This is a genomic window from Agrobacterium sp. CG160-95 (assembly GCF_053521725.1).
On the sequence record NZ_JBNWDU010000006.1, the window covers coordinates 193191 to 209033 of the forward strand.

Below are 15843 nucleotides of genomic sequence, written 5' to 3' on the forward strand. Positions count from 1 at the left end.
CATCATTCCGCGTAAGCGATCAGCAGATCCTTTGCGTCGATCTGGTCACCCGGGCGCACGAGAACCTCGGCGACCTTGCCATCGCGTTCGGCGTGAAGCGCGGTTTCCATCTTCATGGCTTCGATGGAGAGCAGCACATCGCCGGCCTTGACCTCCTGACCCTGGTTGATGAAGACGCGGCTGATGACACCCGGCATCGGCGCACCAATATGTGTGCCATTACCGAGTTCCGCTTTGCGGCGCACCGCAGAGCCGGATGCGCCATGAGCGCGATCCGGCACCTTGATGCGGCGCGGCTGGCCGTTGATCTCGAAGAACACCGTCACCATGCCCTTATCGTCAGTGCCGGAAGAGGCTTGATTGACGATGACCAGCGTTTTGCCGCGCTCGATATCGGCAAACAGCTCTTCACCGTCCTCCATGCCGTAGAAATACGCATGGGTGGGAAGCACGGAAACCGGACCGTAGGTCTCGGAGGTCAGCGCGAAATCGGTGAACACCTTCGGATACATCAGATAGGATGCGAATTCGAAGTCGTTCACGGAACGCTCGAGTTTGGTCTCGATCGCCTTTCTCTCCGCATCGAGATCGGCATCCGGCAGCAATGAGCCGGGACGAACCGTATAGGGCGCGTCACCCTTCAGCGCTTTTTTCTGCAGGGCTTCCGGCCAGCCGCCTGGCGACTGTCCAAGATCGCCCTTCAGCATCGAAACCACCGAGTCCGGGAAGGACACTTCGCGATCAGGATTTTCCACGTCGGCGACCGTCAGATCCTGGCTCACCATCATCAGCGCCATATCGCCGACAACCTTGGAGGACGGCGTGACCTTGACGATATCGCCGAACATCCGGTTGGCGTCGGCATAGGCCTGCGCGACCTCGTGCCAGCGGCTCTCAAGACCGAGCGAGCGCGCCTGCTCCTTGAGATTGGTGAATTGCCCACCGGGCATTTCATGCAGATAGACTTCCGAGGCAGGGCCCTTCAGATCGCTTTCGAAAGCCGCATACTGGTTGCGCGCCGACTCCCAGTAGAACGAGATGCGGCGGATCCATTCGGTATCGAGACCCGTATCGCGTTCCGATCCGGCCAGCGCTTCCACGATGGAACCGAGGCAGGGCTGGGACGTGTTGCCCGAAAGCGCATCCATGGCGGCATCCACCGCATCCACGCCCGCATCGACGGCGGCAAGCACGGTCGCAGCCGCAATACCGGATGTGTCATGCGTGTGGAAATGGATAGGCAGGCTGGTCGCCTCCCTCAGCGCCTTGAACAGCACCTTGGCAGCGGCAGGCTTCAGAAGTCCCGCCATATCCTTGACGGCGATGATGTGCGCGCCTGCACGCTCCAGCTCGGCGGCGAGGTTGGTATAATATTTCAGGTCGTATTTTGGACGCGCGGAATTGAGGATATCGCCCGTGTAGCAGATGGCCGCTTCGCAGAGCTTGTTCTCCTCGGCGATCGCATCCATCGATACGCGCATATTCTCCACCCAGTTCAGGCAGTCGAACACGCGGAACAGGTCGATACCGCCCTTCGCAGCCTGACGGACGAAATATTTCACGACATTGTCTGGATAGTTCTTGTACCCGACGCCGTTCGCACCGCGCAGCAGCATTTGCAGCAGCAGGTTCGGCGCACCCTCGCGGATCAGCGCCAGGCGCTCCCACGGGTCTTCCGTCAGGAAGCGCATGGAAACGTCGAAAGTGGCGCCGCCCCAACACTCCAGAGACAGAAGCTGCGGCAAGGCCTTGGCATAGACGCTTGCGACGCCGGCAATGTCATGGGTACGCATGCGCGTGGCCAGCAGCGACTGATGGCCGTCGCGCATCGTCGTGTCCGTTACCAGCACCCGCTTTTCGTTGCGCATCCAGTCGGCAAAGCCCTTCGGCCCCAGCCGGTCGAGCAATTGCTTGGTTCCATCAGGCGTCGGCGCATCGATGTAGGGAACCACCGGCTGTGCCGCATTTGCCGGTGGCCTGACGCGGCCCTTGGTTTCCGGATGCCCGTTCACCGTCACGTCGGCAAGATAGGTGAGCAGCTTCGTAGCGCGGTCCTGACGCTTGACCTGTGCAAACAGCTCCGGCGTCGAATCGATGAAGCGGGTCGTATAGGTGTTGTTGCGGAAACTCGCATGGCCAATGATGGCCTCGAGGAAGGTCAGGTTGGTCGCAACACCGCGAATTCGGAATTCGCGCAGTGCGCGGTCCATGCGGCTGATCGCTTCATCCGGCTGCGGCGCCCAAGCCGTTACCTTCACCAAAAGCGGATCGTAATAACGGGTAATGATCGCCCCCGAATAGGACGTCCCGCCATCCAGACGAATGCCGAAGCCGGACGCCGAGCGGTACGCCGTTATACGGCCGTAGTCGGGAATGAAATTGTGCTCCGGGTCTTCCGTGGTGATACGGCACTGCAGCGCATGGCCGTTGAGGCGGATATATTCCTGTTTCGGCACACCCGATTCCGGCGTGCCGATGGCGGCCCCTTCCAGAATATGGATTTGCGCCTTGACGATATCGATGCCGGTCACGACTTCGGTGACGGTATGCTCCACCTGAATGCGCGGATTGACCTCGATGAAGTAGAATTTGCCGGTATCGACATCCATCAGATATTCGACCGTGCCGGCGCCGATATAATTGGTCGCAGCCGCGATCTTCAAGGAATAGGCGGCCAGTTCCTGACGCTGCGCTTCGCTGAGATAGGGTGCCGGCGCGCGCTCAACCACTTTTTGATTGCGGCGCTGGATCGAACAATCGCGCTCGAACAGATGCACGACATTGCCGTGGGTATCACCGAGAACCTGGCTCTCGACGTGGCGGGCGCGCTCGAGCAGCTTTTCGAGATAGACCTCGTCCTTGCCGAAAGCAGCCTTCGCCTCGCGCTTGGCCTCGGTGACCTCGCGTGCCAGATCCTCCTTTTTGCGGATGGCGCGCATGCCGCGACCGCCGCCGCCCCAGGAGGCCTTCAGCATCACGGGATAACCGATCTCTTCGGCCAGCCGCTCCACCTCGGCCATGTCATCCGGCAGCGGCTTGGTTGCAGGAACAACGGGAACATTGACCGAGATCGCCAGATTGCGGGCGGCAACCTTGTTGCCGAGCTGGCGCATCGTATCTGCCGTGGGTCCGATGAAGGTGATGCCAGCCTTGTTACAGGCCTCAACGAATTCGGGGCTTTCGGACAAAAGGCCGTAACCGGGATGGATCGCGTCCGCGCCGGAAAGTCTGGCCACGCGGATGACCTCCTCAATCGAGAGGTAGCTCTCGATTGGTCCCATATCCTTGGCGAGATGCGGCCCCCTGCCGACCTGATAACTTTCATCCGCCTTGAAGCGGTGCAAAGACAGCTTGTCCTCTTCCGCCCAAATGGCGACGGTTTTTATCCCCAGCTCGTTCGCTGCCCGGAAAACTCGGATCGCAATTTCGGATCGGTTGGCAACAAGTATTTTCGATATTTTCAAGACGGTCTCCCCACACGCCAAAACAGAATTTCTGCTGCACTGCGGAATTAAGCAGCAAAACCCGGTCTTGAAAAGGGCAATTCGGGAGAGAAGCGTACTGTCGTAACTAGCTCAGCAGGCCGTTGCGAAAGGCGAGTGCTACAGTATGCTGCCTGTTCTTGGCGCTGAACCGACGCTGGATTCCATTGATATACCAGTCGACCGTGTGATTGGAGATCGATAGCTGGCGTCCAATTTCGGTTGAGGTCATGCCATCAGCCATCAGCGTCAGAACTTCCATTTCCCGCCTTGTAAGTTCAAGAGCGGAAACATTCGGCGCGTTGTTGAGGTTATGGACCTGGCCTGAAAGATCGAGCAGACGCCAGAACACCGCGCGCGTGGCCGCATCCAGCAGCTCAACGTGCAACGAAGGCAATTGCCGGTCCTCGCCGCCAAGGAACACCGCGCCGATGAATCCCGCGCGCCCGTGCACCGGAAAGGCATACCCACCCTGCAGACCGTAACGGCCGGCATCGTGAAAAAACACATTCGCCCTTTTTCGATGCATCGCGCGGGGCAGGCCCTCAAGCGCCTCTTTCCACTGAAACGGCTTGTGCACCATGCCGATCACCTTACGGACGGGATCGACGAGATTATATTTCTTGGCGCGGTAGACCTCGATCCACCCTTCCGGGAGATGTTGTGCGAGAATCTGGCCGGTGGAAGCAAGCTCCCCGGTCATCCGCCGGCTGACGAGGAAATATTCGAAACCATATTCGCGAATAAGTGTTACAAATTCGGAGCGAACACGATCAGCGTTTCCCGCCTGGTAGCACGCAGAGATGAAGTGAAGAATATCATGCATAAAGACACATGCCCGGAGCTTGGCTGGAAGGGATGACATGAAGGACATGGTCCCGCGAGGACGTCATGTTACTCGGGCGCCGGTCGGTTCAGACTGAACATATCGTCGTTAGCAATCCCTGAAACGAACATGCAAAATCTTGTGACGGCGTCCCCTAGAAACATCGGGTTCAGTTTTTTTTCGGTTCGCACGCGTGCTCGGTTTGTTAAGCCGCCATTCAGACTGAAAGAGCGATAATTACACAAATTTCGCCGTCTCATGCAACCTTGCTAAAACAGCATTGTATTGAGACCGAACAATCAACCGCTCGAAACAGACGCTGGACTGGATTGAAAATTTGACTTTGTTTCAGGTTTACACACGCGCCCTGCGCTATCTGACCGTACATAAATGGCGGGTGTTGATCGTTGTCATCGCCAACATCATTCTTGCAGCGATCACCATTGCCGAACCCGTGCTGTTTGGACGGATCATCGACGCCATCTCTTCCGGCTCCGATGTCACGTCCATCCTCATCCTGTGGGCGGGTTTCGGCGTCTTCAACACCGTGGCTTATGTCGCTGTCGCCCGCGAGGCCGACCGGCTGGCCCATGGTCGCCGCGCGACCCTGCTGACGGAAGCCTTCGGCCGGATCATCTCCATGCCGCTCTCCTGGCACCATCTGCGCGGCACCTCGAACGCGCTGCATACGCTTCTGCGCGCCAGCGAGACGCTGTTCGGCCTGTGGCTCGAATTCATGCGCACGCATCTGGCGACTTTCGTCGCGCTCGTACTGCTTATTCCGACAGCCATTGCCATGGACCTGCGCCTCAGCTTCGTCCTGATCGGTCTTGGGATCGTCTACTGGTTCATTGGCAAGTGGGTGATGGGCCGCACCAAGGATGGCCAGGCTTCGGTCGAGGAGCATTATCACAGCGTTTTTGCCCATGTCAGCGATTCCATCAGCAACGTGTCCGTCCTGCACAGCTACAACCGCATCGAGGCTGAAACGAAGGCGCTGAAATCCTTCACCGAAAAACTGCTGAGCGCCCAATATCCGGTGCTCGACTGGTGGGCTTTCGCAAGTGCCTTGAACCGCACTGCCTCCACCGTTTCGATGATGATCATCCTCGTCATCGGCACCGTGCTGGTGAAGAACGGCGAATTGCGCGTCGGTGATGTCATTGCCTTCATCGGTTTCGCCAATCTTCTCATCGGCCGTCTCGATCAGATGCGTCAGTTCGTGACCCAGATTTTCGAGGCGCGCGCAAAGCTCGAGGATTTCTTCGTGCTGGAGGATTCCGTCAAGGAACGGGAAGAACCGGGCGACGCCCGCGAATTGTCCAATGTCTCCGGCACCGTGGAGTTCCGCAACGTCAATTTCGGTTTCGCCAACACCAAGCAGGGCGTCCACGACATCTCGTTTACGGCCAAGGCCGGCCAGACGATTGCCATCGTCGGACCGACGGGCGCGGGCAAGACCACGCTCATCAATCTTCTGCAGCGTGTCTATGATCCGGATTCAGGCCAGATTCTGATCGATGGAACCGACATCTCGACGGTGACGAAGAACTCGCTCAGAAACTCCATCGCCACGGTGTTCCAGGATGCCGGCCTTCTGAACCGCTCCATCCGCGAAAACATCCGCCTTGGTCGCGAATCTGCTACCGACGCGGAGGTCGTGGAAGCAGCAGCAGCTGCTGCTGCGACGGATTTCATCGACAGCCGTATCACCGGCTACCTGACCCAGGTGGGTGAACGCGGCAACCGCCTGTCCGGTGGCGAGCGCCAGCGTATCGCCATTGCGCGTGCTATCCTGAAGAACGCTCCCATCCTGGTCCTTGACGAGGCAACCAGCGCGCTGGACGTGGAAACGGAAGCACGGGTTAAGGCCGCCGTGGACGCGCTGAGAATGAACCGCACGACCTTCATCATCGCCCACCGCCTTTCCACGGTGCGCGATGCCGATCAGGTGCTGTTCCTCGATCAGGGCCGTATCATTGAAAAGGGCACGTTTGACGAGCTCAGCCAGCGTGGCGGACGCTTCACCTCTCTGCTGCGCACCAGCGGCCTGCTGACAGAGGACGAGGGCCAGCCCCGGCCGAAAGCCATCGCCTCCTGACACTCTGGCTTACGGAATATAATAAGGGCGGGCACCGTGGTGTCCGCCCTTTTTCTTTGTCCGTTTTCCAAGGTCTGCGAAGCTGCAGACATGTGCCTTGATAATGCAGGCAAGGACCTAGCCTTAGCCTTAGCCTTAGCCTTAGCCTTAGCCTTAGCCTTGGCCATCAGCATTCAGCGATCCAACAGCGCAGAAACATGGCTCTGTAAAACTGCTCTGCCTGCGTGCCACGTCGAGAGGAGCACGGCTCACATTCTCGTTGGCCCTTGCAAGACCGTCGCGAGGCTGTGTCATTTCTCTCATGAGATGATGCTGGAGATACCCGCCAGGACAAAGCTGTTACCGCGCCTCCGTACAGACAAACAATACCAGGGCAGCCACAATAAAAATTAAGGCCCCTGCGTCACCGCAGGAGCCTGATTTTAAAAGCAAACGTAGAGCCGGTCGTCAGTCGAACGGGATCACCCGATCGTCAGCCGACAGGGGCTTGCCGTCGACGGATACAGAGACCTCTGCCGTGCCGGCCTTACGGCTGACGACGATGTCCTTTGCTTTACCGTCCAGCGTGATCTTCACCGAGAAGCCGCTCCAGTCTTCGGGCAGCGACGGCGCGATGTGAAGCTTGCCTTCGGTTCGGGTGATACCGAGAATGCCCTCGATCGCGGCGCGATAGAGCCAGCCGGCGGAACCCGTGTACCAGCTCCAGCCGCCGCGACCTGCATAAGCGCCCTCACCATAGACATCGGCGGTCACCACATAAGGTTCGACCCGATAGGTTTCGGACGATGCCGCGTCGAGCGCATGGTTGACGGGGTTGAGCAGCTTGAAGCAATTCCACGCCTCCTGCGCACGCCCCTGCTTGGCAAGGGCAAGCACTACCCAGGTCGCCGCGTGGGTATATTGTCCGCCGTTTTCGCGCACACCCGGCGGATATCCCTTGATATAACCCGGGTCATGCGGCGCCCGCGAGAATGGCGGGGTGAACAGACGGATGATACCGGCCTTTTCATCGACCAGATGCTCAATGACGGCGTCCATCGCCTGCCGTGACCGGCCTTCTTCACCCTCGCCGGAAAGAACACTCCAGCTCTGGCCAAGTGAATCGATCTGGCATTCCTCGCTGGTGGCGGAACCGAGCGGCGTGCCGTCGTCGAAATAACCGCGACGGTAGTAGCTGCCGTCCCAACCCGCAGTTTCGAGAGCATTGCGAAGCTTTTCGCGATGCGCCGACCACCTGCCGACACGGTCTGCATCACCGCGCTTTTCGGCGATCGCGATGAAGTCGCGAAGCGCCCCGGCCAGGAACCAGCCAAGCCAGACACTGGTGCCCTTGCCGCCGATGCCGACACGGTTCATGCCGTCGTTCCAGTCACCGCCGAGGATCAGTGGCAGACCGTTTTCGCCGGTGCGATGGATCGCGAGATCAAGCGCCAGCGCCGCGTGTTCGTAGAGGCTAGCGGATTTGTCGCTCGTCTCCGGCTGGAAGAAGGCATCGTGCTGCCCCGGCATCAATGCCGGTCCCTTGATGAAGGGGATGCTTTCATCAAGGATGGCCTCATCGCCCGTAGCTGAGACATACTGGTTGATCGCATAAGCGAGCCAGACCACGTCATCAGAGATCGTCGTGCGGACACCTGCACCGGTCAAAGGCAGCCACCAATGCTGGACGTCGCCTTCAGCAAACTGGCGGCCTGCCGCACGCAGGATCTGCTTGCGAGCGAGATCCGGCTGGTAGAGTAGGAATGCCAGCGTGTCCTGAAGCTGGTCACGGAAGCCGAAGGCGCCGCTCGACTGATAGAAGGCCGTGCGCGCCAGGATGCGGCACGCCAGCGCCTGATAGGGCAACCAGCTATTGACCATGTGGTTGAAGCCGGCATCGGGCGTGGTAACCTGCAACTGGCCGGTAAAGCCAGTCCAGAACGCCTTGCTGCCCTCCAGCACCGACTGGAAATCCGCCGCACGGACTTGTTCGACCAGCGTTGCCGCCTCCTCCGCATTGTCGGCATCGCCGAGAATGAAGGTCATATGCCGTTCTTCACCGGGCTTCAGGTGGATTTCCTGCATCAAGGCGGCGCAGGGATCGCCGTCCACCTCGGTGCTGCCACTGAGTGCCGCACCAGACACAATGCCCTGCGGAGCCTGTGCAGAACCGAAGCGGCCGATGAATTCACGGCGGCTGGTGGTGAAGCCGCTTGCCTCGCTGTCGAGCGTCAGGAAGGCAGTGCGGGTGCTATAGTCGATGCTGTACGGGTTGGAAGCAAAAATCGCATTGCTGCCGGCATCGTGCCTGCTCAGGATGAACGGCGCAGATTTCTGGCCATTATTGCCCAGCACCCATTCCACATAAGCATAGACTTTCAGGCGGCGGCTTTTCGAACCCTTGTTGCGTACGATGAGCTGCGAGAACTTGACCGGCTTTTCACGGTCTACCGTCTGCGTCACCTCGACTTCAAGCTTATCCGTCTTGCCGGTCATTACGGAGTAACCGAGACCGTGACGGGTTTCGAACAGGGCTTCCGGATCGCGCGAAAGGGCAGCACAGGGCGTATAGAGCTTTCCTGTTTCCACATCGGCAACATAGAAGGCCTCGCCCGGCCGGTTGATGACCGGATCGTTGCTCCAGGGTGTCAGCTGATAGTCACGGGAATTGCGGCTCCAGGTGAAACCAGCGCCTTCCGCCGACACATGGAAGCCGAAACTTTCGTTCGAGATGACGTTGATCCAAGGATGCGGCGTGGATTGCCCACCATGCAGGCGCACGACATATTCCTCTCCGCTTTTGGCGAAACCACCAAAACCGTTCCAGAAATCGAGATCGCCGGCATCCTCGACAGCCTCAGCGACGGGGAACGCAGGCACTGGCAGGCGAGCCTGCGCGGCCTCAGTCGCGCCGTCAGGACCGCGATGCGCCGCAAAAAGCGACACGGCGCGGTTGATCTGGTCGACAATCTTGCCATTCCGCACATGCAGCACGACACGGGAGGCCGCCAGAAGCGCGCTCCAGGTCTCTTCGTCCATCAAGTCGCGGCGAACGGAGAACACGTGCGGCCTTCCACCATCGGCGGGATTGATGCGACGCTGTGCCTCGGAAATATGATCCAGCGCATGCTGCATATCCTGTGCATACGACGCGGCCCGTTCGTTGACGATGACGAGATCGAAGATCACGCCGCGCGAACGCAGATATTCGTGGGCGCTTAGCGCCTCACGGGCAATATCCATGTCCATATCGTCGTTGATACGCAGGCTGAAGATCGGAAAATCGCCCGAAATGGCAAGCGGCCAGAGCGCCCGCTGCGAAGCAAGGCCCGTTTTCAGCGTTTCCGAATCCGCGCGCAGATGCATGTCCGGATAGGTCAGATAACGGCCGAGATGCTGGAAAGCGGCGGCCTGCTGCGAAGTGACACCCACATGGCGCATCTGCACCTGCGTGCGCGTCCATGCATGCACGAGTTCATGGGCAAATGCGTCAGGATGGCGATAACGGTCGATCGCCTTGTCGACTTCCTCGCGGCTCGGCGCGGCAATCGTCCAGAAAATCACGCTCACCTTCTTGCCGGCCGGTACGCGCACAGTGCGGCGCAACGACAGGATTGGATCGAGCGTGAAGCCATCGGTGTTGGAAAGCGTGGCACCCGTATCGAATGCAGCCGCTTCACCGAGCGATCTGCCGCGGCCGATGAACTTGGCACGGTCCGTCTCAAACTCCGTCGGGCGCGATGGGCCGGCGTTATCGGCAGCAAGATGCGCGATGATCGTTCCGGGCTCATTCGGGCTGCGGCGGTTACGCCAGGCGCGGATGACATCGCCGCGCCGGCCGATCTCCGTCTGCACGAACATGCGCGAGAACAGCGGATGGGCGTTGTCGTCGTCTTCCGACGCAATGACCGGCTCCATATAGGAGGTCACTTCAATGTAACGATCCTCGGAACCGACATTGAGCAGCGTGACGCGGCGGCCATCGGCATCGTGCTCGGTGGCGACGATGCATTCAACGACGCTCTGCAGATCGCCGACATTCTTGTGGAATTCGGCCTTGTCGTCGGTGAAGATCGTCTTGGTCTTTTCGCCTTCGATGACACGCGGCTCAGCCGTCGCACTCCACCATTGTCCATTGGTGGTATCGCGCAGGAAGATGAAGGTTCCCCAACGATCTTCGGTCGGATCGGCCTTCCAGCGGGAAATCGCCTGACCGTTCCATTTCGAATATCCCGCACCGGTTGAGGTGAGCATCGTCGAATAATGGCCGTTCGACAGGAACACCACTTCGCGGTCGCGCACGGCCGGGTCGGCGATGGAGCGCACTTCCGCACGCAGCAGGTCTGCCTGTTCCTTGCCTGGGGTTTCCGGCTCGTATTTGGCGCTCATGACAGGCACTTCGCGCGGTGCCTTTTCCTGCAACAGGAGTTCGGCCGCCTCGATTACCGGGTCGGAATGGAAGAGTTCGCGCAACACACCGTCAAAGGCGACGTTGGCGACAGCCGCGATCGACATGCCGTGGTGGTGGGCATAATAGTTGTAGACCACCGCGCAGACCTTGCCGTCAGGCACACGTGTCGGCGTGAAATCCACGGCATCATGGAAGCCGTACTGTCCAAGCGCGCCAAGCTTGCGCAGCTTGTCGAGGTTTTCCAGCGCACCGTCAGGATCGTACTGGCTGGCGAGAATCGACGCATAGGGCGCGATGACAGCATTCTGGCCGAGACCGCGCTTGAGGCCAAGCGTCGGCACACCGAAGTTGGTGTACTGGTAGTTCATGTTGTGATCGCGGGCGTTGAACGCCGCTTCGGAAATGCCCCATGGCGTGCCGAGACGGCGGCCGTGGTTCATCTGTTCCTTGACGATCAGATTGTTGGTCTGGTTGAGAATGCCACCCTGACGCTCCTGCATGACGAGCGGAGGCATCAGATATTCGAACATCGAACCCGACCAGGAGACCAACGCGCCCTGCGCACCGATCGGCACGACCTGGCGGCCGAGACGGTACCAGTGCTCGGTCGGCAGATCGCCCTTGGCGATGGCAAACAGGCTGGTCAGGCGGCATTCGGACGCCAGAAGGTCGTAGCAGGCCTCGTCCAGTTCCTTGCTTTCGACGCGGTAGCCGATCGACAGAAGACGGCGATCCTTGCGATAAAGGAACGTGAAATCCATCGAGAAAGCGAGGTTGCGGCTGCGGTCGCGCAGCGATGCAAGACGCTGGCGCAGCGGCTCCATATTGGTGAGGTCGATGGCGCTGTCTGAAATATGCGCCTCGCAGCAATCCACGAGCAATTGCGCCCAGCGGGTCACTTCCGCGCTCTGCGCAGACTTCACTTCGTGATCGACATTGGTAGCGAGCTTCTGGATGTCGCGCGCGAGTACCGCAAGATTGATGACGCGGATCGATGCGAATTCATGCTCGCGCTTGACCGAGGCAAGAGCGTTCGAAAAACCGATGATGCGTTCTTCGAGGCGGCGATGCAGCGGACGCAGGTTCTTGCGGTCGTCAGGCAGCGCTTTCAGCGTTTCGCGCAGAATACCGGCGAGATCGCCGATACCGTCGAGATTACCCTGAAGATGCGCGGAAGGCGCTTCTGCCCACTGGCGGCAGGCAGACGAAACCGCAATCAGGTGACCGGCGAGATTACCGCTGTCCACCGCCGAAACGTAACGGGGGCCAAGTGTCTGCAGCGTGTCCGTATGGTACCAGTTGTAGAGATGGCCGCGATGTTTCTCCATCTTCTCGACGGTCTGGATCGTGTTCTCGATCCGCTCCAGCGTATCGGCAAAGCTGATCCAGCCAAACTGGCGCGCCGAAATGATGGAAAGCAGGTAAACGCCGATATTGGTAGGCGATGTACGCGAGGCAACAATCGGCTCCGGCGTTTCCTGGAAGTTGTCCGGCGGCAGGTGGTTTTCCTGCGGCGTCACGAAGGCTTCGTAATAACGCCACGTGCGACGTGCGATCTTGCGAAGCTCGAAAGAGACGTGTTCCGAAACGAACAGCCGGTCTTCGGTTTCCGCCGACTGGCTGACATACCAGGCAACGGCGGGAGACAGAACCCAGAGCAGTGTGAAGGGAATGCCGATCAGGAAAGCATTGTCACCGGGCAGCGCCGCAAACAACAGGCCGAGCATGGCCACAACAGGCGCATGCCACATCTGGCGGAAATAATAGGTGATGCCGCCCTGGGCGCTAGACTGCATGCTGGCGGCGGTGCGCCATTCCAGCATCAGCTTGTGGCTGACGAGCAGACGGTAGAGCGAACGGACAATTGCATCCGTCATCATGCAGGCAGAATCGGCAATGAAGACGATACGCAGCGCAACCTGCGCATTGGTGGCGCGGATTTCCGACCAGATGGTGTGGAAATGCGCCTGCGGCACGATATCAGTGGAGCGCGGCACGAGCCCGGAAAGCAGCGAGAGCGTCGGAGCGACGAACAGCGAGAAGATCAGCAGGATCTGCCAGATCAGCGCCCCGAGCGGGTCCATGAAATACCAGCCGAGGATCGAGGCAAAGAACCAGGCAATCGGCGTCAGCGAACGGCGCAGGTTATCGACCATCTTCCACCGGCCGATCGCGGTAACACCACGGGCGCGGTCGAGAATATAGGGAAGCAGTTGCCAGTCGCCACGCGCCCAGCGATGCTGGCGCGAGACTTCCACCTCGTAGCGGGTCGGGAAATCCTCGACCAGTTCCACATCGGTCACCAGCGCGCAGCGCGCAAAGGATCCTTCGAGCAAATCATGGCTGAGGATGGAGTTTTCCTCGATCCGGCCCTTAAGAGCCGCCTCGAAGGCATCCACGTCGTAAAGACCCTTGCCGGTGAAGGTGCCTTCGGAGGTCAGGTCCTGATAAACGTCGGAAACGGTAAAGACGTAGGGGTCTATACCGCGATTGATCGAGAAGACACGCTGGAAGACGGAGGCATCCTTGCCCGTCGTCAGCGAAGGCGTAACGCGCGGCTGCAACAGGCCATAACCTTCAACCACACGTCCTGAGACCGGATCGATGACGGGGCGGTTGATCGGGTGATGCATCTTGCCGACGAGTTTGGTCACCGCATCGCGCATCAGGCGCGTATCGGCATCAAGCGTCATGACGTATTTGACATCGGCCGGCACGATATTGGCGCCACCGAGGAATGTCGTGTCCTTGTCGCCGCGCAGCAGCATGTTCAGTTCATGCAGCTTGCCACGCTTGCGCTCCCAGCCCATCCAGCAGCCTTCGGACGGGTTGTAGATGCGGCGGCGGTGCAGCAGGTAGAAACGCGTCTTGCCATCGAAGGCATAACGGCTGTTCAGCGCCGCCAGTTCGCGCTTGGCATATTCGAGAATCTCGAGATCGTCGCCGGACTGCTCATATTGGGCATCGCGCCAGTCGCTGACCAGCGCGAAATAAATCTCGCCATGCGGATTGGCGAGATAATGCACCTCGATATTGCGCATCATCTCGTCGACGCTGTCGCGGCTGGTCAACATGCAGGGCACGGCAACAAGCGTGCGGGCGTCCTGTGGAATACCGTTCTTGAACTCGTATCCGACCAACCGGAACGGCTTCACGAAGAAAGTGACGAGCGTGTTGAACAGACCGGTCGCGCCTTCCGAAGCAGGCAATGCAAACATCAGGAGGAATGCGGTCACCACATACCAGGGCATGCCCGCTTCGGCCAGGAACCAGCCGACGGCAAGCATGACAAGCGCGGTGATGAGAAACACTGGCGCCGCAATTGCGAGCCAGTTGAACTTGCGCATAGACCGGACGATATGCTGCGAGACCAGCGGCCTGTAAGCGAGCACCTTTTCAAGCTCGAACCGGCGCTGGCCGACGAGTACGGAGCCGACATTGACGCGATGGTTTTCAGACACCTCAGCAGGCTCGCCGGATCTCGCCATTTCCACGGCGGCAAGCGCGACCTCTACCTCTGTCTTGGGGGAGCGACGCGCCAGAAGCTCGATCGTGTTGCGATAGGTGTTGCGCGAACCGAAATCGAGAATCTCGTAATCGGTTTCCTCGCGCAGAACCTTGTCGATATGGCTGACTTCCTCGAACCACACCGACCATTCGGTATCGTCGATTTCCCTCAGGCTCTTGACGATATTGCCCATCGTCACATTGCCGGAGGCCAGCCGGTTGTGTTCCGACATCATGACATTTTCAGCGTCGGTGCCCGCAGCATGCAGGCGTTCTTCAAGCCAGGCCACCGCAAAACCCGAAGTCTGCGAGCCGTTTCTGAGGCGATAGAGGAACTGCGTCGCAAACGTCGGGTCATCGACCAGCGAATCGACCTGCTTGAGAAGTGCCGCGGAGGCTTCCGCATCGTTCAGGCGAATGATTTCGTCGACGACTTCATTCGCCTTCTGGCGCATGCGGCGCGAGCGTTCCACGCGAATGGAGATGCGGCGAAGATTTTCGATGAGGACAAAACGGATGATGGAGGGCAGCGCCCACAATTCGCCGATCTGCAGCGTCTTCGACGTCTGGTAGCCATCCACCAGCGCCGTCATATTCTCGCGCGAGACCGTGCTGTGGGTATGGGCGACATAAAGCCAGCCGAGCGCCATGACCCGCGGGATCGTCACGCCGCCCACCGTCATTGTCGGCAGCTGGCGATAGAACTTGCGCGGAAAATCGCGGCGGACTTCCTGGATCGCCTCTTCGATGACGTAGTGGTTGTCGAGCAGCCATTCCGCCGCCGGCGTTATCGTCGCGCCATTTTCCGCGTCGACGGCCGTTGTGCGGTAGACCCGCAGGATTTCCTTCTCGTTCTCACGGTGGCGCTCGAAGAAGTCGAACTCCATGAAGCCGGGAAGGGTATCGGCACCGTCGCGCGAAAGCGCGGCACCGGCATCATGCAGTTCCTCGACCGTCATATAGGACGCGCGGATCGAATCATTGTGATCGATCTGCTTCGTCTCGGAATCACGGGCGGCGGCGGTCGGGGTAATATGAAATGACATCGGCTCGTATTCTGAACTTTATGGAGAATTGTTCGACTTGACCGGCGTTTCGTCCGTGGCGGGAATACGCACGAAATCGGGCCACGCTATATTTATGACTTATCCTGAACCTTCGGTGAACCGGATCAGACGTTGTGTGCAACGCATCGTCAAACGGCGAATATCCGCAAGCACGGCGTTTTGCTGCGCGATCCCTCCGACCATGCAAAGCCGGGGATCTCTGCGGAGAATGGATTTTCGACGACAGGAAAATTTCGCCCTATGGCCCGGCAATGCCGTTCCAACCGGATATCGCACCTTCCCCCACGGCGAAAATTGTTCGCGCAACGTCAGATAGTCCCCCTTTGACACCTGAAGGGCAACGCGAGGCCGAGAAGGCCTGCGCCACATCCGAAACGCTAATGCCCCAGGACGTCTATAGTTCCATGCCACCTGTCGCGATACGATGCAAGCGATGAATTTCAAGGCATTCCGGCTCCGGGAACGCCCCT

General features: G+C 59.4%; 4 protein-coding genes. 1 reads left to right on the forward strand and 3 read right to left on the reverse strand.

Annotated elements, in window-relative coordinates; translation table 11 throughout:
- Window positions 1-2: 2 nt before the first annotated feature.
- Together pyc and ACQZ63_RS20600 are read right to left on the reverse strand one after the other, a co-directional pair.
- Window positions 3-3464: a pyruvate carboxylase gene (gene pyc / locus ACQZ63_RS20595; RefSeq protein WP_113556140.1), complete on the reverse strand. Its 3462-nt coding sequence runs from the start codon at window positions 3462-3464 to the stop codon at window positions 3-5.
- A 106-nt stretch (window positions 3465-3570) separates the two neighbouring features.
- Window positions 3571-4308, reverse strand: a complete 738-nt coding sequence (locus tag ACQZ63_RS20600; RefSeq protein WP_003516548.1) for a LuxR family transcriptional regulator — start codon at window positions 4306-4308, stop codon at window positions 3571-3573.
- A 337-nt stretch (window positions 4309-4645) separates the two neighbouring features.
- On the opposite strand from ACQZ63_RS20600, the gene ACQZ63_RS20605 reads away from it, so the two are divergent.
- The gene (locus ACQZ63_RS20605; protein ID WP_013636948.1) at window positions 4646-6409 is read left to right on the forward strand and encodes a glucan ABC transporter ATP-binding protein/ permease; all 1764 of its coding nucleotides are present in this window, start codon (window positions 4646-4648) and stop codon (window positions 6407-6409) included.
- A gap of 447 nt (window positions 6410-6856) precedes the next feature.
- Here ACQZ63_RS20605 and ACQZ63_RS20610 read toward each other — a convergent pair whose 3' ends face one another.
- The gene (locus ACQZ63_RS20610; RefSeq protein WP_113556138.1) at window positions 6857-15352 is read right to left on the reverse strand and encodes a GH36-type glycosyl hydrolase domain-containing protein; all 8496 of its coding nucleotides are present in this window, start codon (window positions 15350-15352) and stop codon (window positions 6857-6859) included.
- Window positions 15353-15843: the final 491 nt, after the last annotated feature.

Coding starts and splice junctions, on each gene's coding strand:
- ACQZ63_RS20600 (WP_003516548.1), bottom strand. CDS start 4,308: ATGCATGATATTCTTCACTTCATCTCTGCGTGCTACCAGGCGGGAAAC.
- ACQZ63_RS20610 (WP_113556138.1), bottom strand. CDS start 15,352: ATGTCATTTCATATTACCCCGACCGCCGCCGCCCGTGATTCCGAGACG.